Here is a 25,058-nt window from a genome sequence, read left to right as displayed (position 1 = left end):
AGAAAGCCATCCTTGGCCGCTGGTTGTCGATGCCGATGAAGGTCCTGCTGCTGGACGAACCCACCCGGGGTATCGACATCGGCGCCAAGTCGGAGATCTACCAGATCATCCATAACCTGGCGGCCAGTGGCATTGCGGTGATCGTGGTGTCCAGCGACCTGATGGAAGTGATGGGCATCTCCGACCGCATCCTGGTGCTGTGCGAAGGCGCCCTGCGCGGCGAACAACTGCGCGAGCACGCGACTGAATCCAACCTGCTGCAACTGGCCTTACCACGCGGCCTGGCGAACTGAGAAACGACCATGACTATCCAAAACAACGCGCTGCCCTCGGCACGCAAACCCCTCGATATGCGCGCATTGCTCGATAACTGGGCGATGCTCTTGGCGGCGGTGGGCATCTTCGTACTGTGCGCGCTGCTGATCGATAACTTCCTCTCGCCACTGAACATGCGCGGTCTGGGCCTGGCTATTTCCACTGTGGGCATCGCCGCGTGCACCATGCTGTTCTGCCTGGCCTCGGGGCACTTCGACTTGTCGGTAGGCTCGGTGATCGCCTGCGCCGGCGTGGTTGCGGCGATTGTGATGCGCGATACCGACAGCGTGATGCTGGGCATTGGCGCAGCGCTGCTGATGGGCCTGATGGTGGGGTTGATCAATGGCATCGTGATCGCCAAGCTGCGGGTCAACGCCTTGATCACTACGCTGGCGACCATGCAAATCGTGCGCGGCCTGGCTTACATCTTTGCCGACGGCAAGGCGGTAGGCGTGTCCCAGGAGCAATTTTTCGTGTTCGGCAACGGCCAATTGTTTGGTGTGCCGGTGCCGATCCTGATCACCATTGTCTGCTTCCTGTTCTTCGGCTGGCTGCTCAACTACACCACCTATGGGCGCAACACCATGGCCATCGGCGGTAACCCGGAGGCGGCGCTGCTGGCGGGCGTGAACGTTGACCGCACCAAGATCCTGATCTTTGCCGTGCACGGCCTGATTGGCGCGCTGGCGGGAGTGATCCTGGCTTCACGCATGACCTCCGGCCAGCCGATGATCGGCCAGGGCTTCGAGCTGACGGTGATCTCGGCCTGCGTGCTGGGTGGGGTGTCGCTGAGCGGCGGCATCGGCATGATCCGCCATGTGATTGCCGGGGTGTTGATTCTGGCGATCATCGAGAATGCGATGAACCTGAAGAACATCGATACCTTCTACCAGTATGTGATCCGTGGTTCGATCCTGCTGTTGGCCGTGGTCATCGACCGCATGAAACAACGCTGAGCCCAGGCGCTGTGAAAAACCAATGTGGGAGCTGGCTTGCCTGCGATAGCGTTGGTTCAGGCAATAATTGTGTAGCCTGTGCCACCGCTATCGCAGGCAAGCCAGCTCCCACAATTTAATCAGCGGTGAACTTGAAAATAGTGTGTTGGGTGTAAGTCTGCCCAGGATTCAAGCGGGTCGAGGCAAAGCTCGGTTGGTTAGGCGCATCCGGAAAATGCTGGGTCTCCAAAGTAAACCCACTCCAATGCTGATAGGTCTTGCCGCCTTTGCCCTTCACCGAACCGTCGAGGAAGTTGCTGGTATAAAACTGTACGCCAGGCTCCGTGGTGTAGAGCTGCAAGCGTCGGCCTGACTCAGGATCATGCACCTCGGCGGCCAACTGCTTGACGTCCCCTTTGGTATCCAGCGCCCAGTTGAAGTCGAAGCCACCCTGTTTCGGCTCGGCGAATTTAAGCTGCGGATGGTCGTCCTTGATGTGCTGGCCGATGGGTGTGGGCTTCAGGAAGTCCATTGGCGTGCCTTTGACCGGCGCCAGTTCGCCGGTGGGAATCAAGGTGGCATTCACCGGTGTGTAGTGGCTGGCGTGCAAGGTGGCGACCTGCTTGAGAATGTCGCCATTGCCCGCGCCGGCCAGGTTGAAGTAGCTGTGGTTGGTGAGGTTGAGCACCGTGGGCTTGTCGGTGGTGGCGGTGTAGTCGATGTGCAGTTCGTTGTTGTCGTTGAGGCGGTAGGTGACCTCGGTCTTCAAGTTGCCCGGAAAGCCCATTTCCCCGTCCTTGGACAGGTAGGTGAGGGTGACCCCCACCGAGTCTTTGTCCTTGACCGATTTGGCTTGCCACACCTGCTTGTCGAAGCCCTGGGCGCCGCCATGCAATGAATTGGGGCCGTCGTTGAGCGGCACCTGGTAGCGTTTGCCGTCGAGTTCGAAGGCGCCGCCGGCCAGGCGATTGCCGAAGCGGCCGATGGTGGCGCCGAAAAACGCGGTACCGCCTTGATAGCCTTGCACGTCGTCGAAGCCCAGCACCACGTCGTCGAGCTTGCCGTGTTTGTCCGGCACCTTGAGCGACTGCAGCACACCGCCGTAAGTGATCACCGTGGCTTGCATGCCGTGGCTGTTGCGCAACACGTACTGTTCGACGGCGGTGCCATCGTTGGTTTTACCGAAGGGTTTGTGTTCGCTGCTAAGGCCGGCTGCGTGCGCGCCGCCGCTGGCGATCAGCATGGACAGCGCGAGGCCGGACAGCAGGTATCGAGGGTGCTTCATGGTCGAACTTCCTTTTGTTGTTTTGCTGGAATAGTTCTACTAATTTGAGATATTTTGTCGATATGACAGCAGATTTATAGCCTTTAACGCCGTTCTTGCAAAATAAAATAAGACTAATTAAGCGGAGCACTGATTGTTATGACTACCCAGCAAGCGATTTATCCCGACCTCAAGGACAAAACCGTGCTGGTTTCCGGCGGGGCTTCGGGGATTGGCGAGTTCATGGTGCGGGCTTTCGCCGCGCAGGGTGCCAAGGTGGCGTTTGTGGACCGTGCACAGAGCCAGGGTGAACGCCTGGCGGCGCTGCTGAACTCCAAAGGGCACAGTGTCGAGTTCGAGTGCTGCGATATCACCGACGAGATCGGCTACCGTGCGGCGATCGGGCGTTTCGAGCACTCCCTGGGGCCGATCACGGTGCTGGTCAACAATGCGGCGAACGATGTGCGCCACAGCCTGGAAGAAATCGACTCGCACATGTTCGACCAGCTCATTGCGGTCAACCTCAAGCACGCCTTCTTTGCCGCCAAGGCGGTGGTGCCCATGATGAAGGAGGCTGGTAGCGGGTCGATCATCAACCTGGGCTCGGTGGGCTGGATGATGGCCTCGGCCGGCTACCCCGTATACGCCGCCAGCAAGGCTGCCGCCCACGGCATGACCCGAGCCCTGGCGCGTGAACTGGGGCCCAACCATATCCGCGTCAACACCTTGGTGCCGGGTTGGGTGATGACCGAAAAACAACTGGCCATGTGGGTCGACGACGCCGCCAAGGAGCTCATCGCCCGCAGTCAGTGCCTGCCCGGCAGCGTGATGCCGGAACACATCGCCAACATGGCGCTGTTTTTGGCCTCGGATGCCTCGGCGATGTGCTCGGCGCAGAACTTTATCGTCGACGGCGGGTGGGTGTAGCGACACCAACAGGGCTCCCTGTAGGAGCGAGCTTGCTCGCGAAAAACGTCAACGATAACGCGTGTAGCCTGAGTAAACGCGGCGTCTATGAGTTTTTCGCGAGCAAGCTCGCTCCTACACATTAGGGCGAGTTCATTCGATGGGGTAACGCTTGAACGCCGGGTGCTGCTCCAGGCGTTCGGCATGGCGCTTGAGGTTGGGGAACGCATCGGCCTTCACCACCGAGGCCACGGTGAACTGGCTGAACGACCAGGCGACCGCTGCGGTGAGGGAGGCCTGGGTCAGCGCCTCGTTGCCCGCCAGTTGCTTGTCCAGCAACGTATAGGCCGCCAGCAATTGCCCGGTAACGCGCTCAAGCCAAGGCGCATGCAATTTTTCAGCGGGGCGCAGGTTGTGTTCATAGACGATCTGCACGCTTTTTTCACAGGCCGCCAGCGCGAGCCCAAGCAGTTGCAGGTCGCGGGCGCGTGCCGCCGGTTGTTGGGGCAGCAGCTTTTTGTCAGCCGGCGCCAGCGCTTCCAGGTAATCGAGGATCAGGCTCGAATCCATCAGCATCGTCCCATCGTCCAGCACCAGGGAAGGGGCCTTGACTACCGGGTTGATCTGGGCAAATTCAGCGTAAGTGCTGAACACCGACAGCGGTTCATGCACAAAGTCCACCCCGTATAACTCCAGGGAAACAGCCACGCGGCGTACGTAGGGCGAGTCCAGCATTCCGACCAGTTTCATGCAGCCTCCATTGCTTACAGGGTGTTGGGCTCACGAGATTAAGGGCGCGGGCCTGGATTGCGCAACGGCGTTGTGCAGCAGCCGATACGCCTGCACCAATTGATCCAGGCTGAACGCCAGGTTGCGCCCGCTGGGGTTGGGCAGCACCCATACCGAGGCGTCACCCAGTAGCTGCGCTTGCAAACCCCAGGCGACCTCGCGCTGGCCGGTCAGTGCGCTATAGCCGGGCTTGCCGAGGAACGCGACGAAACGCGGGGCATGGCGGCGAACTTTATGTTCGAGCGCCGCAGCCGCGTCCTGGAACTCATGCCGCGCCAACTCGCCTGCACTGGCCGTTGGCCGTGCCACCAAAGTGGTCAATCCGCAACCGTAGTGCAGCAAGGTGGCGCCGTCTTGCGGGCGAATTTCATTGGGCGTGAAACCGGCCAGGTGCACGGTGCGCCAGAAACGATTGCTGCGATTGGCAAAATGCAGGCCGAGGGCTGCCGAGCCCTTGCCAGGGTTGATGCCGCAGAACAGTACGTGCAAGTGGTCGGCGAGGAGGTCGTCGAGTCGATCATTCATGCCGGATCTTCCATGCTGATAGGTGTGACGAATCATCGACCTTTGGTTTAGTCTGGAGCGCTTAGTTGATCGCAAGCGCCTCTGGAGCATTGATTATGACCGAGTACGTACCTGCCAAAGTCTGGACCTGGGACACCGAAAGCGGCGGCACCTTCGCCAGCATCAACCGGCCCATCGCCGGCGCCACTCACGAAAAGCCGCTGCCGGTGGGCAAGCACCCGCTGCAGTTATACTCCCTGGCCACGCCCAATGGGCAGAAGGTCACGATCCTGCTGGAAGAGCTGCTGGCCCTGGGGCACAGCGGCGCCGAATACGACGCCTGGCTGATCAAGATCGGCGACGGCGACCAGTTCGGCAGTGGCTTTGTGGCGGTGAACCCGAACTCGAAGATTCCTGCGCTGATGGACCACAGCGGCGCCACACCTATTCGCGTGTTCGAATCAGGCGCGATTTTGCAGTACCTGGCCGAGAAGTTCGGTGCGTTCCTGCCCACGGAGCCCGCCGCACGGGCTGAATGCCTGTCGTGGCTGTTCTGGCAGATGGGCAGCGCGCCTTACCTGGGGGGCGGCTTTGGGCATTTCTATGCCTATGCGCCGAGCAAGATGGAATACCCGATCAACCGCTTCGCCATGGAGACCAAGCGCCAACTGGATGTGCTGGATAAGCGCCTGGCGGTCAGCCAATACATCGCCGGGGATGAATACACCATTGCCGATATCGCCATATGGCCTTGGTACGGTGGGTTGGTCAAAGGCCGTTTGTATGGTGCGGCAGAGTTTTTGTCGGTACATGAATACAAGCATGTGATGCGCTGGGCGGATGCGATTGATGCGCGGCCGGCGGTGCAGCGTGGGCGGCGGGTGAACCGGGTGTCGGGGGATGATCAGTTGCCCGAGCGCCATGATGCAAGTGACCTGGATTGATACGATAACCACGTGGCGAGGGAGCTTGCTCCCGCTGGGGCGCGAAGCGGCCCCGCTCTTTGTTTAAAAAGGCTGGGACTGCTACGCAGTCCAGCGGGAGCAAGCTCCCTCGCCACAGTTACCGCTTCTGCCTTCGATAGTATCCAGCTGATTGTTCGAGTTATTTGTAGCGCTGCTCAAACACCCCCACCTGCTCAGGCGTGATCAGCTCGAAAGGCACCCACACCTGCGCGTCAACTTGCTCGCCCTTGATCATCCGCACCGCCGCTTGTACGGCCTGGGCAGCCTGGGCCTTGGGGTCCTGGAACACTGAGCCCGCCAGCAGCCCGCGCTTGATCGCTGCCAGGCCATCGGGCAAGCCGTCGATGCCGACAATCGCAATCTCGCCCTTGGCCTTGCCCGCTTGCTGCAAGGCCATGGCCGCGCCAATCGCCATTTCATCGTTGTTGGCGACAATGGCATTGAACGGGGTGCCGGCCAGCAACCAGTTGCTGGTCAGGTCCATTCCCTTGCTGCGCTGCCATTCGGCGCTTTGTTGCTCGACGATCTTGATCCCCGGAAAGTCCTTGAGCACCTGTTTGACCCCCTCGGTGCGGGCATGGGTGGCGTTCTGCGCAAGGTCGCCCATGACGATCGCCACGTTGCCCTTGCCACCCAGTTTTTGGGCGAGGTAACGCATCTGCAATTGCCCCGCTTCGATGTCGTTGGAGGCCACGGTGACCACGCCCTCAGGCAGCGTACGCTCATCCGGGTGGCGGTTGACGTACACCAGCGGCGTCTTCGCCGCCACGGCTGCGCGGGTGATGTTGGCGGTGGCGGCGGTGTCGACCGGCAGCACGATCACCGCATCGACTTTCTGGTTGAGAAAGCCTTCGACCTGATTGAGCTGGCGCACTACATCGCCCTGGGCGTCTTCGAATTGGATCTGCACGTCCTGGTGTTTCGCTGCCGCCTCCAGGCCGGTGCGCACATAGGTCATGAAGTTATCGTCCACCCGGGCAATGCTCACGCCGATGCGATAGGCAGCGAAGGTCCACTGGCTGAACACCAACAACAGCGCGGCCACTAGTAATGAATAACGGTGCATGAGGCTGTTCCTTTTATTGTTATAGGGTGAATGCCTGACGGAAACGCTCCAGGGCCGACTCGCTGTCGCCGCTGGCCCAGCCCTCCAGGCCGACCACACCGGTGTAACCCATGGCGTGCAAGGCCCGGGCAATGGCCGGGTAGTGGATTTCGCCCGTGCCGGGCTCCTTGCGTCCAGGCACATCAGCGACCTGGATTTCGCCGATGGCGCTGCCAGCGCGCTGGATCAATTCGATCAGGTTACCTTCGCCAATCTGCGCGTGGTACAGGTCCAGGTTCATCTTCAAATGCGGGCTGCCGACGGCTTCGATCAGGGCCAGGGTGTCGTCGGCACGTGCGAACGGTGTACCTGGGTGATCGACGGCGGTGTTGAGGTTTTCCAGCAGGAACACGCGGCCGGCGTCTTCTCCCAGGCGCGCGATTTTTTCCAGGCTCTTGCAAGCGCTCAGCCACATGCGCCCGGTGGTGTGGCTGACGGGCTGCACGGGTAGGCCGCCTTCACCCAGGCCCGTGCCATGCAGATTGAGGCTGGGACAATTGAGGCGCTCGGCAATGCCCAGGGACTCACGGGCGCTGTCGAGCAATTGGCGGATGCCGTCGGGGTCGGTAAGGGTGCCGGTGAGGTAGCCGGTCATTGAGGTGAAGTCCGCGCCCGTCGCCGCCAAGGCATTGATGTCCTTGTCGGCCCAACTCCAGATTTCGGCGCTGAAGCCCAAGGCATGAATACGTTTGACCCGTTCGATGAAGGGCAGGTCGAGGAACACCATTTCGGCACTGACGGCCAATTTGAACGGCATCATCAGCGGGCTCCTTGAACGACCACGGCCTTGCCGGTTTGGTACGACTCAATGCAGGCACGGGCAATTGCCAGGGCTGCACGCGCATCTTCACCGCTGGCCAGGGGCTTGGCGCCGCTGCGCAGGCAGTCGACAAAGTGGTTGAGCTCGGCAATGTAGGCGTCGCGCAGCAGGTCGGTGTCCATCCGCTGGGTGTCTGCCTGGATGCCCTCGGCCAGGTAGCGCACCAGGTCGCAGTCGTTGAGGCTGCCCATGCTCAGCATGCCCTTGCTGCCGAACACTTCGCCGCGCACGTCGTAGCCATACACGGCCTGGAAGCTGGCTTCGGCGGTGGCAATGGCGCCGTTGTCAAAGCGCAGGGTGACCACGGCGGTGTCGAGCAAACCTTGGCTTTTGAATTGCGGGGCAATCAGCGCGTCGGCCATCACCTGCACCTGTACCACTTCGGCCCCAGGGTTGAGGTAGCGCAAGGTGTCGAAGTCGTGGATCAGGGTTTCGAGGAAGATCACCCATTGCGGTGAGTTGGCCGGGTTGTTCAGCGCCGGGTCGCGGGTCAGCGAGCGTAGCAGCTGCGGCGTGCCAATACGTCCGGCGACGACGTCGAGGTGCGCAGTGCGAAAGCTCTTGGCGAAGCGCCGATTGAAGCCGACCTGCAAGGGCACCCGTGCATCGGCAGCGGCGGCGATGGCGCGGTCGGCTTCGTCCAGGGTAATCGCCATGGGCTTTTCGCAGAAGATACCCTTGCCGGCGCGTGCGGCGTTGATCACCAGCTCCGCGTGGCTACGGGCAGGGGCGGCGATGAGCACGCCGTCGATGTCCGGGTCGTCCAGCAGCTGTTGCGGGTCGGTGTAGGCCTTGTCCACCCCCAGTTCTGCTGCCAGGCGAGCGGCCTGGCCTGGGACGGGATCGGCGATGGCGGCGAGGCAGGCACCGGGGATGTGGCGTGCGGCGGTAAGGCCATGGAAGCTGCCCATGCGGCCGGCACCGATCAAGCCCAGGCGGATGTTCTGTGTACTCATGAAGCGACCCCTTTTGTTGTTGTGGGCCCCCAGGACCGTCCTGGGTGACATGGGGGCAGGAGCAAGGCCTGTGCCAATTTATAACTAGCTGATTTATATGGGGTTATTATTTTAATTAAACAAAAAGTGTTCATGTTTGTGACATGTCTATACTGGCATGTCGAAAATATGAACATGGATAACCGCAATGACCCAGGCGTTCAGTGTGCAAGACCTCGAATACCTCACGAACCTGGGGCCTGCCGCGCTGAACGACGGGCCCATTGCCGCCTTGGAACAGGCGTGGCGCCAATGCCTGGCTGGCCAAGTCTTGCGTCCCGACGGCGTACGCCAAGTCATCTGGGATTCCTGGCGACGCAGTGTCGAGGCGGGTATCGAGCCCGGTAACAGCGACTACCGCTTTGTTGCGCCTCATGCGCTGGCGGCGACCCTGGCCCACCATCGCGCCCTGATCGCCGCCGCCGCGCAGGTCATGCATGGATTGCTGGCTTACAACCCGCGGGGGCATATCAACCTCACGGATGCCGAGGGCACGACTCTGTATTTTTGCGGGCTGGACATCACCCCGGTGGGCAGTCGCTTGCTCGAATCGGTGCAAGGCACCAACTGCACCGGCCTGGCCCTGGCCGAAGATCGCCTGGTGTATGTGCTGGCTGAAGAAAATTTCGCCAGCGGCCTGCGCCAGCGCCACATGCACTGCGCCGCCGCGCCGATCAAAGATGCCCAAGGCCAGACCCTGGCCATGCTCACCCTGACCGCCGAGCCCGGCTGGTTTCATTTTCATACCCTGGGCACCGTTCAAGCGGCGGCCGAAGCGGTGTCGCGGCAGATGGCGCTGCAGGTGTTGCTGGAAGAACAACAGGCCGTACTCGAAGTGCTCAACGAAGGCTTGGTGGTGCTCGATGAGCGTGGCTGCATCAAGGCGCTCAACCGTTATGCGCGGCAATTGTTCGGGGTAGGGCGTGAGTTGATCGGCAGTCCTTTCCAGCGCCTGGGCCGCAGTGAACTGAGCGACGCGCTGGGTGAGCCTGTGCGCGACCGCGATTGCACCTTCCACTTGCACGACGGCAGCCAACTCGCCTGCCTGGTTTCGGTATGCCCACTGGAGCAGGGTGGGGTGATCGTGTCGGTGCGCGAAAACCGCCGTATCCGCGAGATTACCCGGCGCATTATCGGCACCCAGGCCCGCTATACCTTCGAGACCATCCTGGGCACCTCGCGGGCCATACAAGACGCACTGCACTTGGGGCGTATCGCCAGTCGCAGCGAGTCCACCACCTTGATCCTCGGCGAAAGCGGCACCGGCAAGGAACTGTTTGCCCAGGCCATTCATAACGCCAGCGAGCGTTGCAACGGCCCGTTTGTGGCGGTCAACTGCGGCGCGATCCCACGGGACCTGGTGCAGAGCGAACTGTTCGGCCACGTCGAAGGCGCGTTCACCGGCTCGGCGCGGGGTGGGGCGGCAGGCAAGTTCGAACTGGCGGATGGCGGCACCATCTTCCTGGATGAAATCGGCGACATGTCCTTCGATGCCCAGGTCAGTCTGCTACGGGTTTTGCAGGAGGGTGAAATCACCCGCGTCGGGGCCAAGCAATCGCGGCAAGTCGACGTGCGCATCATCGCCGCCACCCATCGCAACCTGAGCCAGGCGGTGGCCGAGGGTGCGTTTCGTGAAGACCTTTACTACCGACTCAACGTGCTGAACCTGAGCGTGCCGCCACTGCGCATGCGCCGTGACGATATCCCATTGCTGGCGCGGCACTTCCTGCAGCGCTGTGCCCGCTCGCTACGTAAAGCGGTGCAAGGTTTCGCGCCGGATGCGTTGGCGTTGCTGTCAGCCCATGGCTGGCCGGGCAACGTGCGGGAACTGGAGAACGTCATTGAGCGGGCGACCAACCTGGCGATGGGCGAGCTGATTCAATCGGCTGAATTGCCGCTGGAAACCCCGCAACGCACCACGTTGCGCGCCTACCAGCCCCAGCCCGCGCAGGATTTGAGCAGCCATGAAATGCACGCCATCGTCGCCGCGCTCACCAGCACCCGCGGCAACATTCGTCTGGCCGCACAGCAACTGGATGTGTCGCGAGGCGGTCTGTACAACAAGATGAGTCGGTTTGGCTTGAGCGCCGCCGATTTCCGTGAGCGCTGAAACCTCAAGCCAAACCGATCAGTTGCACAGGTTTTCCGGGGTCACTATCTGCGGCGGTATATGCACGCGGTGCCTCAATGGGTCAAACCCCTCATCACTCTGCAAGCGCACCAGCAACTCCACCAGCGCCACGGCCGTCTGCCGTGGCTGCGAGTCCATCACCACATCAATCAAGCCGTTGCTCAATGCCTGACGCGACAAGGGCGTGGACTCTTGCAGGATGCAGCACAGCGTCGGGCGCTTGGGCAGTTGCGCCAGGGCATTGATCACACCGTCGCCACCACCGCCCACCACGCATAACCCACGCAAATCGGTATGGCGACTGAGCAGGTCGAGCGTGGCTTCTTCGGTGATGTCGCAGTTGTCCAGGTTGATCAGCGGCTCCAACGGCTTGAGCCCCGGCGCGTGTTCGGCCAGGTAGCTGTGCAAGCCTTCGACCCGTGCCTGATGGCCGAGGAAACGATGGCCGCCCAACAGGATGCCCACGCTGCCTTTGCGTGCGCCGCAGGTGCGCGCCAGCAGCCAGCCCATGGTGCGCCCGACCACGTGGTTGTTCTGGCCTACATAGGGTTCGGCAGCGTGTTCATGGATGTCCGAGAGCAGGGCAACCACCGGCACGCCCGCTGTGCGGATCTGCGCCAGGCAGGCGTTGATCAACGGATGGGCGAAGCTGACTACCGCGAGGGCGTCGCACTGCACGGCCAGTTGTTCGATTTGCGCGACGATGGCGGAGGGCGTGCGGTCGTTGATGTAGTCGAACTGGCAGCTCAGGTTGGCGGTGGCGTGATGCTGCGCTGCCTCGCTGATGGCGTGGGCCAACTGCGCATAAAAGGCTTGGGCGGTGCCCAGCAACAGCACGCCGAAACGGTAGGTGGGCCGACGTTCGCGAATGCGCTGGCCGATCAACCGTGCGGCGAAATAGCCCACCGCTTCGGCGGCCTGGAACACCTGTTCGGCCGTGCCGGGGTTCACCGGCGCGCGGGCGTTCAGCACGCGGTCGACGGTGGCTACGCTGAGCCCCGCATGGGCGGCAACGGTGGCGATGGTTGGGCGTTTGTTGTTGTGCATGGCAGGCCCCTTGAGCGTCTTGATAGAAAACTATCAAGCCCCGCTGGGCCTGGATGATAGCTTGATAGGGAATGGATTCAAGGCCTTGAGGGTGATTTAACCGCGCTCTATCGTTGGTTTCGCAAAGCCCCTGAAACCCACGCTTGCGGAGAACAATAACAATGCCTGGACACACCGCTCACCGCGCTCGGCGCGACTACAGCCTCACCGGCCCCGAAGCGGCCCGCGCCGCCGACAAGGGCCTGGTCTCGGCCCGTTGGTACCAGTCGCCCATCCCGCGCAATCGCATGAAAGCCCTGATGCAACGCCGTGACGGCCCGGCCTTGCGCGATACCGCCCTGTGGTTCTCGACGTTGTTGGCCACCGGTGTCGGCGGCTACTGGTTCTGGGGCACTTGGGCCTGCGTGCCATTCTTTATCGCCTACGGTGTGCTCTACGGTACGGCCTCCAACCCGCGCTGGCACGAAACCGGCCACGGCACCGCCTTCAAGACCCGCTGGATGAACGATGCGCTGTATCAGGTGGCGAGCTTCATGTGCCTCTTCGAACCCCACGTGTGGCGCTGGAGCCATGCTCGTCATCACACCGACACCATCGTCGTCGGCCGTGACCCGGAGATCGTCGAACCGCGCCCGCCAAGCTTATGGATGATGGCCCTCAGCCTGTTCAACCTGCCTCTGGCCTGGAAGACTTTCAGCGGCGTGGCCCGCCATGCGCTCGGGCGAATGAGCGCCCAGGAGCAGGACTTCATCCCCGAATCAGAGTGGCCCAAGGTGTACCGAGATGCACGTATCTGGGTCGGCCTCTACGCCCTGATCATCGGCACCGCGCTGTACCTGCACAGCTGGTTGCCGCTGATGCTGGTGGGCCTGCCCAGCCTCTATGGCGCGTGGCTCGGTTACCTGTTTGGAATCAGCCAACACGTGGGCCTGGCCGAAGATGTGCTCGACCACCGCAGTAACTGCCGCACCATCTACATGAACCGCGTGCTGCGCTTTATCTACATGAACATGAACTACCACCTCGAACATCACATGTACCCGATGGTGCCTTACCACGCGCTCAGTCAACTGCACGAAGAGATCCGCAGCGACTGCCCGCCGCCGTATGCCAACTTGTGGCAGGCCTACCAGGAAATCATTCCGACGATTTGGCGCCAGCGCAGCGACCCCAGCTATTTCGTCCAACGCCCCACTCGTGGCGAGGGAGCTTGCTCCCGCTGGGCTGCGCAGCAGCCCCAATAACCCTTCAGACCTACACCGTACAGACGAATCTAGGGCCGCTTCGCAGCCCAGCGCGAGCAAGCTCGCTTGCCACAGAGTAAGAGCCAGTCATTGGAGATAAATGTATGAACGATCAATGGATCGACGTCTGCGCCGTGGGCGAAATAGAAGCAGAAGACGTGCTGCGCTTCGACCACGGCGCGCAGACCTATGCGGTGTTCCGTTCAGCCGATAACGAATTCTTCGCCACCGCCGGCCTGTGCACCCACGAGAAAATCCACCTGGCCGACGGCCTGGTGATGGACCATGTGATCGAGTGCCCCAAGCACAACGGGCGCTTTGATTACCGCTCCGGCAAGGCCTTGGGCGCGCCGGTGTGCGTCAACCTTAAGACCTACCCCGTGCGGGTGGATGCGGGGCGGGTGCTGCTCGCCGTCACGGCCGAAGGATGAACGCCCCCCTGATCATCGTCGGCGCCGGCCATGCCGGTGGCCGTGCGGCACTGACCCTGCGTGAAGAAGGCTACAGCGGGCGCCTGATCCTGATCGGCGATGAAGCGCATCTGCCCTACGAACGGCCACCGTTGTCCAAGGGCTTGCTGCAAGGTTCGAGCGACCTGGCGCAATGCAGCCTGTGCGACAGTCAGCAGTTGGCGGCGCTCGGGGTCGAGCATATCGCCGCCAACCCGGTCAGCCGCCTGGAGCCCCAGCACCACCGGCTGCAATTGGCCGATGGCCAATGGTTGACCTATGCCGGCCTGCTGCTGGCCACCGGAGGCCGGGCGCGACGCTTACCCCAGGAGCAGGCCAACGTGTTTTACCTGCGCACCCATGATGACGCGTTGGTCTTGCGCAATGAATTAAAGCCTGGCGCCAGGCTGGTGGTGGTCGGCGGTGGTTTTATCGGCTTGGAGGTGGCGGCGACAGCGCGGGGCCTGGGCTGCGAGGTGACGCTACTGGAAGCCGGGCCACGGCTGGCAGGGCGGGTTTTGCCGTCGGTGATCAGTGACGCGTTGCTGGCCTTGCACCGTGAGCAGGGTGTGGATGTGCGTTTGAACGTCGCCCTGGAGTGCATCCACGCCGACGCCGTGCAACTGGTCGACGGGCAACGGCTGCCCTGCGACCTGGTGGTGGTCGGCATTGGCATGCAGCCTAACATCGAGTTGGCCGCGGCGGCGGGCTTGGAAGTCGGGCAGGGCATTCGTGTCGACGCGCAGTTGCGCACCAGTGCGGCGGATATCTACGCGGCGGGGGACGTATGCGAGTTTCGCCTGGCGGGCCTTTATCAGCGCCAGGAAACCTGGCGCAACGCCGAAGCCCAGGGCCGTCTCGCGGCGTTGAACCTGCTGGGGCAGGCGTTGGCGTTCGAGACGATCCCGGGTTTCTGGTCCGATCAATACGCGTGGGGCTTGCACACCGTCGGGGTGATGACTGCGCTGATGGTTCGCCGGGAATTGCCAGACGGTGGCCTGCTGCTGTTCTACCTTGACGACCGTCACCGTTTGCAGGGTGCCTGTGGTTGGGCCTTGGGTAACCGCGCAGCCAAGGACGTCAAGCTGTGCGAGCGCTTGATCACCGCCCACATCCCGCTCAACCCGGCCAGCCTGGCCGACCCCGAGGAATCCCTGAAGCTGTTATTGCGAGGCTGACCATGCGCCAGTTGTTAGTATTCCAATCGATGTGGGCCATGCAAACCGAGCCCGGCAGCCTCGAAGCGCAACTGGACCGCATCGCCGCCGCCGGTTATGACGGCATCACCGACCATTACTGGGCACCTGCATCGGTGCAGCGCCTGCACGCGGCGGCCACGGCCAGGGGCTTGCAGATTGAAGGGCAACTGTTCCCGCAATCGGTGGAAGATCTAGCCAGGGCATTGGAGGTGATCAGCCGTCACGGCTGTCACCACCTCACCTTGCAAGCCGACGTGCGCCCGCGTACCCAGGCCGAGGCGGCCAGGCTGATCGACGGCTGGCAACGCCTGGCCGAACAGGTGGACTTCCCGATCCTGCTGGAAACCCACCGTTACCGGCTCACCAACGACCTATTGTTCACCCTCGACCTGCTGGCACAGATGCCCGATCTGAAACTGCTCGCAGACCTTTCCCACTACGTGGTTGGCCGCGAGTTGCCCGAGCCCGGCAGTGTGGAAGACGACGAACAGATACGCACCATCCTGCGTCACAGCTGGGGCTTTCATGGCCGCATTGCTAGCAGCGAACAGGTGCAGGTTGGTCTGGATTTTCCCCAGCACCAACAGTGGGTCGAGCGGTTTACCGGCTGGTGGCGCTACGGGATCGAACACTGGCTGGGCCGCGCTGACAGTCCGCAGAGCTTGTCCTTCACTTGCGAGTTGGGCCCGCCACCCTATGCGATTACCGACGCACAGGGCCGCGAACTCACCGATCGCTGGGCCGAGGCGCTCAAGCTCAAAGCCCTGATTCGCCAGGTGTGGGCCAGTTGCCATCGATGATCTGCTAATCTGCGCGGGTTCACCGCCCTCAACCTGTGGAATGCCCATGAAAACCTGCCCCGTCCGTCCCCCGCTCGAACCACAATCGGTGTGCCACCCGATCACCAGCAGCGCGATCTTCATGGTCGCCACCCTGGCGCCCGATGCGGTTGAAAACGTGCGGGCCTGGTGCGCCGACATCGCAGGCCTGGTGCGCTCGGTAGGCAAGCGCGTGCCCTCGGGCAACCTGACTTGCGTTTGCGGGTTTGGCTCGGATGCCTGGGACCGCCTGTTCGGCGCGCCGCGCCCGGCGGCCTTGCATCCGTTTCGCGAGTTCGGTGTGGAGGGGCGCAAGGCAGTGTCGACCCCCGGTGACATCCTGCTGCACATCCGTGCCGAACAGATGGACCTGTGTTTCGAGCTGGCGACCCAGCTGATGGCGGCCCTGGGTGATAGCGTGAAGGTGGTCGATGAGGTCCAGGGCTTTCGCTACTTCGATATGCGCAGCATCATCGGTTTCGTCGACGGCACCGAGAACCCGGTGGGGCGCAAGGCCGAGGCGTTTACCCTGGTGGGCGATGAAGACCCTGAGTTCGAAGGCGGCAGCTATGTGCTGGTGCAGAAATACCTGCACAACATGACCGCGTGGAATGGCTTGACGGTGGAGGCTCAAGAGAAGGTGATCGGGCGCACCAAATTATCGGACATCGAACTGGACGAAGACGCCAAGCCGAGCAACTCCCACAGCGCCCTGACCGTCATCACCGACGAGAGCGGTGAGGAAGTGAAGATCCTGCGCGACAACATGCCCTTTGGCCGCCCAGGCGCGGGCGAATTCGGCACTTATTTCATCGGCTACGCACGTTCGCCTCAGCCTCTGGAACAGATGCTGGAAAACATGTTCGTCGGCCGCCCGGCCGGCAATTACGACCGCTTGCTCGACTTCAGCACGGCCGTGACCGGCGGCCTGTTCTTCGTGCCCTCGGCCGACTTGCTCGAAGCGCTGGCCGACCGCCAATAACCTGTAGGAGCGAGCTTGCTCGCGAAAAACGTCAACGATAACGCGGGCATTCTGTATGTACGCGGTGGCCTTGGGTTTTTCGCGAGCAAGCTCGCTCCTACAAGGGTCAGGTAAGCAGGCCGGTGCTGACGGCCACGATCAAAAACACCCCCAGCAGCGCACGGTAGATCACGAACGGCCAGGTGGAGAAACGCTCCAGAAATTTCATCAGGCCCCAGATGGCAAAGAACGCCGAGATGCTCGCCACCACCAAGCCAAAGATCAAGTGCGGCCAGGCGTGGGCGGGCAGGTCGGCGCGCAGCAGCACCCACAACTCTTTCAAGCCGGCCAGGGCGATGGCCGGCAAGCCCAGCAGGAAGGAAAACCGCGCTGCCTCTTCGCGTTTGAAGTTCAGGAACAGCGCTGCGGTCAACGTGGAGCCCGAACGCGATACGCCCGGTATCAACGCGCCAATCTGCGCAACTCCCACAATCAAGGCATCGCGCAAGCGCATTTGGCTCACGTCGCGTGTATGCCGGGCACGCAGTTCGGCCACTGCCAGCAGCACCGCCATCACCACGCAGGAAATGCCGATCACCATCAGCCCGCGCAAGGGTGAGTTGCACGCATTCAAGGTCGACGACAACGCCAGGCCGGCGATGCCAATCGGTACGGTTGCCAGCACAATCGCAACGGCGAGCTTGAACCAGCGGTCGTTGTAGTCGCCCCGGCGCACCGCACTGATGCTGCCGGTGGTGACCTGACGCACATCGCGCCAGAAATAGCTGACTACCGCCGCCAGCGCCGCCAATTGCATGGCCGCGGAAAACGCCGAGCCGGGGTCTTGCCAGCCGAGCAGGGCGGGCACAACGCGCATATGGGCGGTGGACGACACCGGCAGCAATTCAGTAATGCCCTGGATCACCCCAAGGATGAAGATTTGCAGGTAATCCAGGGAGGCAAAGCCCACATCCAGGCCGGCGGTACAGACGTTGGTCAAAATACGTGTCCTTGAGCAATAGGGGGAAACCGGCGAAGTTTATTCTAAATGTTTCAGGATTTCGGCCAGGGCAACCGCTATTTGCAATCGGTTCAGCTAATAGAAAGGATTCGCCAGGCCATTGGCGTGGGTAGCACTTTTGTGAACAATGGCGCCCTGCGTTTTTCCACCGAGAGCCCCATGCCTGAAACCACCGTCGAATTGATCCAGACCGGCCCTGAAGAAGCTGAACTGATCCGCAATCTTTACCAGTACTACGCCTATGAGTCTTCGGACTGGGAACAGGAAGATGTCGAGGCCGATGGGCGTTACTACATCCATGACGAACACCTGGCCCGCTACTGGAGCGACCCGCAATGGAGCGCCAACCTGTTGCTGGTAGACGGCTATATCGCCGGTTTCCTGTTGATCGAAAGCAGCGAACTGCCGGGCATCGACGCCCTGGAACTGGCTGACCTGTTCATCCTCAAGCGCTACCGCCGCAAAGACATCGGCCGTGCCATTGCCAGCCAGGTGCTGTGCAGCGGCGCGGCCAATTGGTTGGTGCGTTTCTATGATCAGGACGAGGTGTCCCAGGCGTTCTGGCGCACCGTGCTGGATAACTTGCCGCGTCCGGTGCAGATGATTGAACTGGAGGATGATCCGCAGTTGGTGAGCTACCTGATTACCCGAGCTTCGTTGCATTGACGGGCTGGGGCATTCTCTCGATGAGCATCGATATCCTGCGGTAACCACGATGCGAAGCGAGCCGCTCGTGATCTTGCTCTTGATCTGCTTTTGATCTTGATCTTAAGCGCCCCGTCAAACCACGCTGGCCGAACGCAGGCTTGAATTCGTGGGTAACCCGGCAGGACGCCGGGTTAGCCGCCCCGCGCCATGGATGGCGCGTGGCGGCGGCCCACGGATTCAAGCCTGTGTTCGGGCACACCGAGCCTAAGCGAGGTGCCGAGTGGTGGGGCAAGAGCCCTTTTGGTTACTTTTGGGGCTCTTTTCCAAAAGTGACCCGCTGTAAAAGCGGAACCATAAGCAGCCGTTACCCAAATAACGGATATGTACACGGTCTGATCCAAGATTCTGGTCGACTGCCAGGCCGCCTTCGCGAGCAAGCCCGCTCCCACAGTTTGATCGCGGGGTGTCAGGTAGGTAAGTGTCGGCTGGTAGGCCGCCATCGCAGGCAAGCCAGCTCCCACATTTGGATCATGGCACTTCAGGTAGATAGGAGTCGGCTGTCAGGCCGTCACGGGCCTAGCCCGGGTTGAACAGCACCTGCTGCATCGCCTGGGGCGGCTGCCCGAAGGCCCTGAGGAACGCCTGGCGCATGCGCTCGCGATCACCAAACCCGGTTTCGCGCGCCACTACTTCCACAGGGTGGCGGCTGGTTTCCATCATTGCCCGCGCAGCTTCCACCCGCAGGGCCTCAATGGCCTTGGCCGGGGTCTGCCCGGTTTCTTCGCGAAACACCCGGCTGAACTGGCGTGGGCTGAGCCGGGCAACGTCGGCCAGTGCGTCCACCGACAAATCATGGGTGAGGTTTTCACGGGCATAGGCCAGGGCCAGCTGCACGCGGTCGGACTTGGGGTCCAGCTCCAACAAGGCCGACAGTTGCGACTGCTCGCTGCCACGGCGCTGGGCAATCACCAGTTTGCGTGCGATGCGACGGGCCAGGTCGCTGCCCAGGTCGTCCTCCACCATCGCCAGCGCCAGATCGACCCCGGCGCTCATGCCCGCACCGGTCCACACCTGGCCGTCGACAATGAACAACTTGTCCTCTTCCAGGCGGATATCCGGGTAACGCTTGCGAAACGCGGGTGCGTGGATCCAGTGGGTGGTGGTGCGCTTGCCAGCCAGCAGGCCAGCCTCGGCCAGCACAAAGATACCCATGCATAACGACGCCACCCGGCGCGACTGCGCGGACGCGGCCTTGACCAGTTCCAGCAGGTTGGCTTCCGGCAGGCGAAACTCCAGGTAGCCGCTGACAATCAAGGTGTCATAGCCCTCTGGGCGCAGCGCGCTGGTGTTCACTGAAAAGCCCTGGGAGGTCATCACGGCGCCGCCGCTTTCCGACACCAGGTGAAACTCATAGGCCGGCTCGCCGCGCAGCAGGTTGGCGCACTCGAACACCGAGCCCAGGCTGAGGCTCAACGACTGGAAATTCGGGTAAACCATCAGCGCAACGCTGTGCATTGCATCTCTCCAAGGGGCAGGGGAGAGGCGATTGTCGGCGCGTGCCGGGCAAACGGCAACCGACTTTCGTGCGTGTCCGGAATCCTTGCGGATATGACATTGTGAGCCAATGCCACGCTGCCTAACATGAGCCCAACGCACTAGACGACTGGTCTAATCGCAGAGGGGCAAGCATGAGCAACGCAAGCAGCAGTGCGCGGCAAGCGATTCTTGAACGGGCGCAATCCATTGTCGGGGCCAAGGGGTTTTCGGCGGTGGGCTTGAACGAGATCCTTCAAGCGGCGCAAGTGCCCAAGGGCTCGTTTTATCACTACTTCAACTCCAAAGATGCCTTTGGCGTGGTGTTACTCGATACCTATTTCGACCACTACGTCGAGGGCATGCAGCAGCTGTTCGATCAGCCGGGATTGACCCACCACGCCAGGCTGATGCGTTATTGGCAAGGCTGGATCGACAACCACACCGGCTGCACCGACGCCGGCAAATGCCTGGCCGTGAAGCTTGGGGCGGAGGTCTCCGATCTGTCAGAACCCATGCGGCTGGCGCTGCAACGCGGTACTTCGCGCACCATCGACTTGCTTGCCGTGGCCCTTCAACGCGGCGTCGAAGACGGCTCGCTCAGGTTCGAGCAGGCCCCCGAAAGCCTGGCCAGGCGTTTGTATGCGCTATGGTTGGGAACCAGCGTCATGGGCAAGATCACCCGTACCACCGCGCCGTTCACCGAGGCGCTGCTGCTGACCCAACAGTTGTTGGGCAGCCCTGAAAACCCTGTTATTCACATCGATCGAGGCACTGGAAAATGAAAGTATTAATGGTACTGACCTCTCACGACCAGCTTGGCGATACCGGGCGCAAGACCGGCTTCTGGCTCGAAGAATTCGCCGCACCTTATTACGCGTTCAAGGACGCTGGCGCCGAAGTGGTGCTGGCTTCTCCGGCCGGCGGCCAGCCGCCGTTGGACCCCAAGAGCGATGAACCGGATGCGCAAACCGAGCAGACCGAGCGCTTCGGCAAAGACCCGGCTGCGCAGCAAGCCCTGGCGACCACCGTGAAGCTGGACTCGGTCAATGCCGCCGACTTCGACACCGTGTTCTACCCAGGCGGCCACGGCCCGCTGTGGGACCTGGCGGAGTCGTCGGTGTCCATCGCGCTGATCGAAGCCTTCGAGCGGGCGGGCAAGCCCATTGGCTTTGTGTGCCATGCACCGGGTGCCTTGCGTCACGTCAAGGCAGTTAACGGTGAGCCGTTGATCAAGGGCCGCCGCGTCACCGGGTTCTCCAACTCGGAAGAGGCCGCTGTGCAGTTGACCGAGGTCGTGCCGTTCCTGATTGAAGATGAGTTTCGTAAATTGGGCGGCCTGTATGAGAAGGGCGCCGACTGGCAATCCTTCGTCATTGTCGACGGTTTGCTGGTGACTGGGCAAAACCCAGGCAGCTCCAGCGAAGTGGCCAAGGCCCTGCTGACACTCTGCGCTTAAATTAATCAACCGATCTACGCGGTGGCGACTCCCAGGAGTCGCCACGGTTTTCGTTCGTCCTGAATTTGGAATATCGCCGTGCCTGACTGCATCTTGAATACCCCGATCAAGCTGGGGCATCACCGCTTGAACAACCGTGTGGTACTGCCACCGCTGACCCGCCAGCGCAGCGCCCAGCCGGGTAATATCGCCACCGACCTGATGGCCGAGTATTACCGTCAACGGGCCAGTGCCGGGTTCATGGTCAGCGAGGGTACGCAGATCGAACCCCGGGGCCAGGGCTACGCGTGGACGCCGGGCCTTCATACACCGGCGCAAATCGAGGGTTGGCGCAAAGTCACTGCAGCGGTGCATGCCGAGGGCGGTGTGATCTTCGCCCAGTTATGGCATGTGGGGCGGGTGTCCCATAACGCGCTGCAACCTGACGGTGGTGCCCCGGTGGGCCCGTCTGCGCTGCCGGCGTTGCAAGCCAAAGCCTTCATTGAAACCGGGCCGGGTAGGGGTGAACTGGTGCAGCCACCCGTCCCCCGTGCCTTGACCACGCTGGAAATCGAAGAGCTGGTAGGGCACTACGCCCAGGCTGCGCGCAATGCCCTGGACGCCGGGTTCGACGGCGTGGAAATTCACGCGGCCAACGGCTACCTGGTGAACCAGTTCATCTCGGCCCATTCCAACCTCCGTGAGGATGAGTACGGCGGCTCGCTGGACAATCGCCTGCGCTTGCTGCGCGAGATTGTCGAAGCGGTGTGCAAAGTGGTGGGGCCGGAACGCCTGGGCGTGCGCTTTTCGCCGCTGTTCAGTGGCACCGATCAGGACCGGGTCTACATCGGCCTGGTGGAAGAAGACCCGCACCTTACCTATATCGAAGCGATCAAAGTGCTGGAAGCGTCGGGCATCGCCTATGTGTCCATTGCCGAAGCCGATTGGGACAACGCCCCCGACCTGCCCGACACATTTCGCCAGGCCGTGCGCGCCACCTTCAGCGGCAGGATCATCTACGCCGGACGCTACACCGCCGAGCGCGGCGCACGGCTGGTAGAGGCCGGGTTGGCGGACTTGATCGCCTTTGGACGGCCCTTCATTGCCAACCCGGACTTGCCCCAGCGGCTGTTCAATGGCTGGCCGTTGAATGCGTTGAAGGCCGAAGGCTTGTATGGCGGGACAGAGGCGGGGTATGTGGATTATCCGGTGTATGCCGAACACTAGTGTGGGAGCGGGCTTGCTCGCGAAGGCGTCGGCTCAGCAAACACTTATGTTGACTGACCCACCGCTTTCGCGAGCAAGCCCGCTCTCACAGGGATCTGCGCTTGACGGACTGGCATCCAGGCGACCCCTCTGCACATCAAAAATGCCTCACTCCACCCGCAACACAATCTTGCCGATATGGTCCCCACCTTCCATCCGCGCATGGGCCTGGGCGGCGTCGGTGTAGGCGTAGACCTGGTCGATAATCGGCAGGCAGCGCCCGGCACTGAGTACCGGCCACACGTGTTCGCGCAGTTGCTGGGCAATCTTGGCCTTTTCTTCCCGGGTGCGGGCGCGCAGCAGTGAGCCGGTAATCACCGCGCGTTTGCCGAGGATGGTCAGCAGGTCGACGTCGTTGGCCTTGGCGCCACCGAGGAAGCCGAGGATCACCAGGTGGCCGTCCATGCCCAGGGCCTTGAGGTTATTGTTCAGGTACGAGGCGCCCATGATGTCGAGGATCACGTTGACGCCTTTGCCATCGGTCTGCTTGGCGATGACCTCGGCAAAGTCCTGTTCGCGGTAGTTGATCGGCTCGGCACCGAGCTTGGCAATCGCCGCGCATTTGTCGGCGCTGCCCGCCGTGGCGAATGCCTGGATGCCGAACTCCTGGCAAAGCATCAACGCGGTGGTGCCGATGCCGCTGGTGCCGCCGTGGATCAAGGCGCGCTGGCCTTTATGGGCACTGCCGAGGCCGAACAGGTTGGCCCAGACCGTAAAGAACGTTTCCGGTACGGCAGCGGCCTGAATCCAGTCCATGCCCACGGGGATCGGCAGCGCCTGGCTGGCCGGCACCGCGCAATACTGCGCATAGCCGCCGCCATTGGTCAGGGCGCAAACCTTGTCGCCCAGGCTGTATTCGTTCACGCCAGTGCCCAGCGCCACCACTTCACCGGCCACTTCCAACCCCGGAATCGGGCTCATGCCGGGCTTCATCGGGTATTTACCCGCGCGCTGCAAGGCGTCTGGGCGGTTGACCCCGGCGGCGTGCACGCGAATCAGAATCTCGCCCGGCCCGGCCACCGGCACGTCGGCGCTGCGCGGCTGCAAGACCTCGGGCCCGCCAGGGGTGGTGATTTCGATCAGGGTCATTTCTTGGGGAAGCGTCATGGAAAAGTTCCTGTAGCGATGAGCGTATGGGTTGGGACCGTAGCGCGGGGTCGGCAGTTCAGCAAGATCATGCCGGGTTCTTCGGGCAATGCAAACGCAGGCTTTCAGCACAAGCCTGCAAGTGCGTCGGCGTGGCTTCGGACACACTGGCTGCCGCTCATTTTTGACGGACACAGGTGGCGTATGAACGAAGCGAGAAATCAGGATATCGGGTTGTTGTTCCTGCGGGTCAGCGGGGCGTTGTTCCTGCTGTGGGTGCATGGGTTGCCCAAGTTGCTCCACTACAGCGAGCAATTGAAGCTGATCGAGGACCCGTTTCACCTGGGCGCCCATGTCACGTTGCTGCTGGCGATCTTTGCCGAGGTGCTGTGCCCGCTGCTGATCGTCGCGGGCGTGCTGGTGCGCCTGGCGTGCCTTCCGATCCTGGCGGTGCTGGTCATCGCGTTGCTGGTGGTGCACCCGGAGTGGACCCTGTTCGAAGGGCAGTTCGGCTGGCTGCTGTTGATCATCTTTACCAGCGTGCTGATCGCAGGGCCGGGGCGGCTGGTGCTGAGCCAGCGCTTTGCCTGAACAAAAAAGGCCGGGCTCGCCCGGCCTTCTGCCTTCTGTAGGAGCGAGCTTGCTCGCGAAAAACGCATAGGCGCCGCGTTCATTCAGCAAGCACGCGTTATCGTTGACGTTCTTCGCGAGCAAGCTCGCTCCTACAGGGGCATCAAGATGTCAACGGTTCAGGAATCCCAACAGGTCTTCATTGAGCTGTTGAGCGTGGGTCACGGCAAACCCGTGAGGCGCATCCTTGTACACCTTCAGTTGCGCGCCCTTGATCATTTCAGCAGCCACCTTGCCGGTGGTTTCGAACGGCACGATCTGGTCGCCGTCGCCATGGATCACCAGGGTCGGCACGTCGATTTTGGCCATGTCCGGGCGGAAGTCGGTTTGCGAAAACGCGGTGACGCAATCCACGGTGGATTTGAGCGACGCGAGCATGGCGATCTGCAGGGTTTGGCTGAGCACACCCTCCGAAACGTGCTGGCCTTTATTGAGACCGAAGAACGGCGTGTTGAAGTCGCTGATGAACTGCGCACGATCCTTCAACAGGCCGGCCTTGATGCCATCGAACACCTCGCCTGGCACGCCTTGGGGGTAGTCGGCTTGCTGACCGAAGATCGGCGTGACCGCGCCCAACAACACCAGGCCGGCGACACGGGCACTGCCGTGGCGGGCGATGTAGCGCGCCACGTCACCGCCACCCATGGAGAAGCCCACCAGGGTCACGTCCTGTAGGTCAAGGTGATCGATCAACTGGGCGATATCGTCAGCGAAGGTGTCGTAGTCGTTACCGGTCCATGGCTGGTCCGAGCGGCCAAAACCACGACGGTCAAAGGTAATGGTGCGAAAGCCACGGCTGCTCAGGTATTCCATCTGGTATTCCCACATGTCCGCATCCAGCGGCCAGCCGTGGCTGAACAGCACGGGCTTACCGCTGCCCCAGTCCTTGAAGTAGATCTGGGTACCGTCTTTGGCAACGAATGTGCTCATCTGAAACTCCTTGCAGGGCTGAAAAAGGGCGGTGTAAAAACCGCCTCACTATTGCCGTA

At 61.9% G+C, this 25,058-nt stretch carries 25 protein-coding genes and 1 pseudogene; 15 read left to right on the top strand and 11 right to left on the bottom strand.

Features of this window, described 5'->3' with window-relative positions:
• A pseudogene (gene araG / locus HBO10_RS17960) lies at positions 1–293 on the top strand (L-arabinose ABC transporter ATP-binding protein AraG); the annotation flags it as partial.
• A 9-nt stretch (positions 294–302) separates the two neighbouring features.
• Positions 303–1,271, top strand: coding sequence for an L-arabinose ABC transporter permease AraH (araH, locus tag HBO10_RS17955; RefSeq protein WP_005787495.1), 969 nt, complete (start codon positions 303–305; stop codon positions 1,269–1,271).
• 115 nt (positions 1,272–1,386) lie between these two features.
• Here the strand turns inward: araH and HBO10_RS17950 are convergent, their stop codons facing one another.
• Positions 1,387–2,535, bottom strand: coding sequence for an aldose epimerase family protein (locus HBO10_RS17950; protein ID WP_034127276.1), 1,149 nt, complete (start codon positions 2,533–2,535; stop codon positions 1,387–1,389).
• Between the two features lie 138 nt (positions 2,536–2,673).
• Here HBO10_RS17950 and HBO10_RS17945 point away from each other — a divergent pair, with 138 nt between their 5' ends.
• Positions 2,674–3,441, top strand: a complete 768-nt coding sequence (locus tag HBO10_RS17945; protein WP_034127277.1) for an SDR family oxidoreductase — start codon at positions 2,674–2,676, stop codon at positions 3,439–3,441.
• Positions 3,442–3,573: 132 nt separating this feature from the next.
• On the opposite strand, the gene HBO10_RS17940 is transcribed toward HBO10_RS17945, so the two are convergent.
• Both HBO10_RS17940 and mug read right to left on the bottom strand, forming a co-directional pair.
• A complete protein-coding gene (locus tag HBO10_RS17940) occupies positions 3,574–4,170 on the bottom strand; it encodes a glutathione S-transferase family protein (RefSeq protein ID WP_034127278.1) in 597 nt (198 codons plus the stop codon).
• 30 nt (positions 4,171–4,200) lie between these two features.
• The gene (gene mug / locus HBO10_RS17935; protein ID WP_034127279.1) at positions 4,201–4,734 is read right to left on the bottom strand and encodes a G/U mismatch-specific DNA glycosylase; all 534 of its coding nucleotides are present in this window, start codon (positions 4,732–4,734) and stop codon (positions 4,201–4,203) included.
• A gap of 95 nt (positions 4,735–4,829) precedes the next feature.
• On the opposite strand from mug, the gene yghU reads away from it, so the two are divergent.
• The gene (gene yghU / locus HBO10_RS17930; protein WP_034127280.1) at positions 4,830–5,657 is read left to right on the top strand and encodes a glutathione-dependent disulfide-bond oxidoreductase; all 828 of its coding nucleotides are present in this window, start codon (positions 4,830–4,832) and stop codon (positions 5,655–5,657) included.
• 160 nt (positions 5,658–5,817) lie between these two features.
• Here yghU and HBO10_RS17925 read toward each other — a convergent pair whose 3' ends face one another.
• The 3 genes from HBO10_RS17925 to HBO10_RS17915 are packed head-to-tail and all read right to left on the bottom strand — an operon-like array spanning position 5,818 to position 8,559.
• Complete coding sequence (locus tag HBO10_RS17925) at positions 5,818–6,744, bottom strand: sugar ABC transporter substrate-binding protein (RefSeq protein WP_034127281.1); 927 nt, start codon at positions 6,742–6,744, stop codon at positions 5,818–5,820.
• A 19-nt stretch (positions 6,745–6,763) separates the two neighbouring features.
• Entirely contained in the window at positions 6,764–7,543 is a 780-nt protein-coding gene (locus HBO10_RS17920; RefSeq protein ID WP_034127282.1) for a TIM barrel protein, read from the bottom strand.
• Complete coding sequence (locus tag HBO10_RS17915; RefSeq protein ID WP_034127283.1) at positions 7,543–8,559, bottom strand: Gfo/Idh/MocA family oxidoreductase; 1,017 nt, start codon at positions 8,557–8,559, stop codon at positions 7,543–7,545. The genes HBO10_RS17920 and HBO10_RS17915 overlap by 1 nt, the downstream gene beginning before the upstream one ends.
• Positions 8,560–8,746: 187 nt before the next feature.
• On the opposite strand from HBO10_RS17915, the gene HBO10_RS17910 reads away from it, so the two are divergent.
• Positions 8,747–10,708 (top strand): sigma-54-dependent Fis family transcriptional regulator, encoded by a 1,962-nt coding sequence (locus HBO10_RS17910; protein ID WP_034127284.1) that lies wholly within the window; start codon positions 8,747–8,749, stop codon positions 10,706–10,708.
• A gap of 18 nt (positions 10,709–10,726) precedes the next feature.
• On the opposite strand, the gene HBO10_RS17905 is transcribed toward HBO10_RS17910, so the two are convergent.
• Positions 10,727–11,776, bottom strand: coding sequence for a LacI family DNA-binding transcriptional regulator (locus tag HBO10_RS17905; protein WP_034127285.1), 1,050 nt, complete (start codon positions 11,774–11,776; stop codon positions 10,727–10,729).
• A gap of 161 nt (positions 11,777–11,937) precedes the next feature.
• Between HBO10_RS17905 and HBO10_RS17900 the strand changes: the two genes are divergently transcribed.
• The 5 genes from HBO10_RS17900 (at position 11,938) to HBO10_RS17880 (ending at position 16,468) form a co-directional block, all read left to right on the top strand.
• The gene (locus HBO10_RS17900; RefSeq protein WP_034127286.1) at positions 11,938–13,020 is read left to right on the top strand and encodes a fatty acid desaturase family protein; all 1,083 of its coding nucleotides are present in this window, start codon (positions 11,938–11,940) and stop codon (positions 13,018–13,020) included.
• Positions 13,021–13,124: 104 nt separating this feature from the next.
• Entirely contained in the window at positions 13,125–13,451 is a 327-nt protein-coding gene (locus HBO10_RS17895) for a MocE family 2Fe-2S type ferredoxin (protein ID WP_034127287.1), read from the top strand.
• A complete protein-coding gene (locus tag HBO10_RS17890) occupies positions 13,448–14,647 on the top strand; it encodes an FAD-dependent oxidoreductase (protein ID WP_034127288.1) in 1,200 nt (399 codons plus the stop codon). The genes HBO10_RS17895 and HBO10_RS17890 overlap by 4 nt, the downstream gene beginning before the upstream one ends.
• 2 nt (positions 14,648–14,649) lie before the next feature.
• Positions 14,650–15,468 (top strand): sugar phosphate isomerase/epimerase, encoded by an 819-nt coding sequence (locus HBO10_RS17885; RefSeq protein ID WP_034127289.1) that lies wholly within the window; start codon positions 14,650–14,652, stop codon positions 15,466–15,468.
• Between the two features lie 46 nt (positions 15,469–15,514).
• Complete coding sequence (locus tag HBO10_RS17880; protein WP_034127290.1) at positions 15,515–16,468, top strand: Dyp-type peroxidase; 954 nt, start codon at positions 15,515–15,517, stop codon at positions 16,466–16,468.
• 106 nt (positions 16,469–16,574) lie between these two features.
• On the opposite strand, the gene HBO10_RS17875 is transcribed toward HBO10_RS17880, so the two are convergent.
• A complete protein-coding gene (locus tag HBO10_RS17875; protein ID WP_034127291.1) occupies positions 16,575–17,447 on the bottom strand; it encodes an undecaprenyl-diphosphate phosphatase in 873 nt (290 codons plus the stop codon).
• Between the two features lie 48 nt (positions 17,448–17,495).
• On the opposite strand from HBO10_RS17875, the gene HBO10_RS17870 reads away from it, so the two are divergent.
• A complete protein-coding gene (locus tag HBO10_RS17870; RefSeq protein WP_034127292.1) occupies positions 17,496–18,134 on the top strand; it encodes an acetyltransferase in 639 nt (212 codons plus the stop codon).
• Positions 18,135–18,692: 558 nt separating this feature from the next.
• Here the strand turns inward: HBO10_RS17870 and HBO10_RS17865 are convergent.
• On the bottom strand, positions 18,693–19,631 hold the full coding sequence (locus tag HBO10_RS17865) for a GlxA family transcriptional regulator (RefSeq protein ID WP_034127293.1): 939 nt from the start codon (positions 19,629–19,631) through the stop codon (positions 18,693–18,695).
• Between the two features lie 173 nt (positions 19,632–19,804).
• Between HBO10_RS17865 and HBO10_RS17860 the strand changes: the two genes are divergently transcribed.
• From HBO10_RS17860 to HBO10_RS17850, 3 genes are all read left to right on the top strand, one after another.
• Positions 19,805–20,434: a TetR/AcrR family transcriptional regulator gene (locus tag HBO10_RS17860; protein WP_034127294.1), complete on the top strand. Its 630-nt coding sequence runs from the start codon at positions 19,805–19,807 to the stop codon at positions 20,432–20,434.
• Positions 20,431–21,108: a type 1 glutamine amidotransferase domain-containing protein gene (locus HBO10_RS17855; RefSeq protein WP_034127295.1), complete on the top strand. Its 678-nt coding sequence runs from the start codon at positions 20,431–20,433 to the stop codon at positions 21,106–21,108. Before HBO10_RS17860 ends, HBO10_RS17855 begins: the two co-directional genes overlap by 4 nt.
• A 78-nt stretch (positions 21,109–21,186) precedes the next feature.
• Positions 21,187–22,314: an alkene reductase gene (locus tag HBO10_RS17850; protein ID WP_034127296.1), complete on the top strand. Its 1,128-nt coding sequence runs from the start codon at positions 21,187–21,189 to the stop codon at positions 22,312–22,314.
• Between the two features lie 147 nt (positions 22,315–22,461).
• Here HBO10_RS17850 and HBO10_RS17845 read toward each other — a convergent pair whose 3' ends face one another.
• On the bottom strand, positions 22,462–23,460 hold the full coding sequence (locus tag HBO10_RS17845) for an NAD(P)H-quinone oxidoreductase (protein WP_034127297.1): 999 nt from the start codon (positions 23,458–23,460) through the stop codon (positions 22,462–22,464).
• 183 nt (positions 23,461–23,643) lie between these two features.
• Between HBO10_RS17845 and HBO10_RS17840 the strand changes: the two genes are divergently transcribed.
• Positions 23,644–24,030: a DoxX family protein gene (locus HBO10_RS17840; protein WP_034127298.1), complete on the top strand. Its 387-nt coding sequence runs from the start codon at positions 23,644–23,646 to the stop codon at positions 24,028–24,030.
• Positions 24,031–24,180: 150 nt separating this feature from the next.
• Here the strand turns inward: HBO10_RS17840 and HBO10_RS17835 are convergent, their stop codons facing one another.
• Positions 24,181–24,999, bottom strand: coding sequence for an alpha/beta hydrolase (locus tag HBO10_RS17835; protein ID WP_034127299.1), 819 nt, complete (start codon positions 24,997–24,999; stop codon positions 24,181–24,183).
• Positions 25,000–25,058: the final 59 nt, after the last annotated feature.

It is taken from the genome of Pseudomonas sp. WS 5503 (assembly GCF_012985385.1).
GTDB lineage: Bacteria > Pseudomonadota > Gammaproteobacteria > Pseudomonadales > Pseudomonadaceae > Aquipseudomonas > Aquipseudomonas paracarnis.
Note: the sequence above shows the minus strand (reverse complement) of the source record. Positions and strands in the feature narration are given on the sequence as shown.

Bases quoted from the DNA above. Each gene is read 5' to 3' on its own strand.
- HBO10_RS17950 (WP_034127276.1), bottom strand. From the start codon at position 2,535: ATGAAGCACCCTCGATACCTGCTGTCCGGCCTCGCGCTGTCCATGCTG.
- HBO10_RS17840 (WP_034127298.1), top strand. From the start codon at position 23,644: ATGAACGAAGCGAGAAATCAGGATATCGGGTTGTTGTTCCTGCGGGTC.
- HBO10_RS17855 (WP_034127295.1), top strand. From the start codon at position 20,431: ATGAAAGTATTAATGGTACTGACCTCTCACGACCAGCTTGGCGATACC.
- HBO10_RS17890 (WP_034127288.1), top strand. From the start codon at position 13,448: ATGAACGCCCCCCTGATCATCGTCGGCGCCGGCCATGCCGGTGGCCGT.
- HBO10_RS17910 (WP_034127284.1), top strand. From the start codon at position 8,747: ATGACCCAGGCGTTCAGTGTGCAAGACCTCGAATACCTCACGAACCTG.
- HBO10_RS17845 (WP_034127297.1), bottom strand. From the start codon at position 23,460: ATGACGCTTCCCCAAGAAATGACCCTGATCGAAATCACCACCCCTGGC.
- HBO10_RS17870 (WP_034127292.1), top strand. From the start codon at position 17,496: ATGTTTCAGGATTTCGGCCAGGGCAACCGCTATTTGCAATCGGTTCAG.
- yghU (WP_034127280.1), top strand. From the start codon at position 4,830: ATGACCGAGTACGTACCTGCCAAAGTCTGGACCTGGGACACCGAAAGC.
- araH (WP_005787495.1), top strand. From the start codon at position 303: ATGACTATCCAAAACAACGCGCTGCCCTCGGCACGCAAACCCCTCGAT.
- HBO10_RS17920 (WP_034127282.1), bottom strand. From the start codon at position 7,543: ATGATGCCGTTCAAATTGGCCGTCAGTGCCGAAATGGTGTTCCTCGAC.
- HBO10_RS17915 (WP_034127283.1), bottom strand. From the start codon at position 8,559: ATGAGTACACAGAACATCCGCCTGGGCTTGATCGGTGCCGGCCGCATG.
- HBO10_RS17860 (WP_034127294.1), top strand. From the start codon at position 19,805: ATGAGCAACGCAAGCAGCAGTGCGCGGCAAGCGATTCTTGAACGGGCG.
- HBO10_RS17895 (WP_034127287.1), top strand. From the start codon at position 13,125: ATGAACGATCAATGGATCGACGTCTGCGCCGTGGGCGAAATAGAAGCA.
- HBO10_RS17925 (WP_034127281.1), bottom strand. From the start codon at position 6,744: ATGCACCGTTATTCATTACTAGTGGCCGCGCTGTTGTTGGTGTTCAGC.
- HBO10_RS17865 (WP_034127293.1), bottom strand. From the start codon at position 19,631: ATGCACAGCGTTGCGCTGATGGTTTACCCGAATTTCCAGTCGTTGAGC.
- HBO10_RS17880 (WP_034127290.1), top strand. From the start codon at position 15,515: ATGAAAACCTGCCCCGTCCGTCCCCCGCTCGAACCACAATCGGTGTGC.
- HBO10_RS17945 (WP_034127277.1), top strand. From the start codon at position 2,674: ATGACTACCCAGCAAGCGATTTATCCCGACCTCAAGGACAAAACCGTG.
- HBO10_RS17835 (WP_034127299.1), bottom strand. From the start codon at position 24,999: ATGAGCACATTCGTTGCCAAAGACGGTACCCAGATCTACTTCAAGGAC.
- HBO10_RS17940 (WP_034127278.1), bottom strand. From the start codon at position 4,170: ATGAAACTGGTCGGAATGCTGGACTCGCCCTACGTACGCCGCGTGGCT.
- mug (WP_034127279.1), bottom strand. From the start codon at position 4,734: ATGAATGATCGACTCGACGACCTCCTCGCCGACCACTTGCACGTACTG.
- HBO10_RS17900 (WP_034127286.1), top strand. From the start codon at position 11,938: ATGCCTGGACACACCGCTCACCGCGCTCGGCGCGACTACAGCCTCACC.
- HBO10_RS17885 (WP_034127289.1), top strand. From the start codon at position 14,650: ATGCGCCAGTTGTTAGTATTCCAATCGATGTGGGCCATGCAAACCGAG.
- HBO10_RS17905 (WP_034127285.1), bottom strand. From the start codon at position 11,776: ATGCACAACAACAAACGCCCAACCATCGCCACCGTTGCCGCCCATGCG.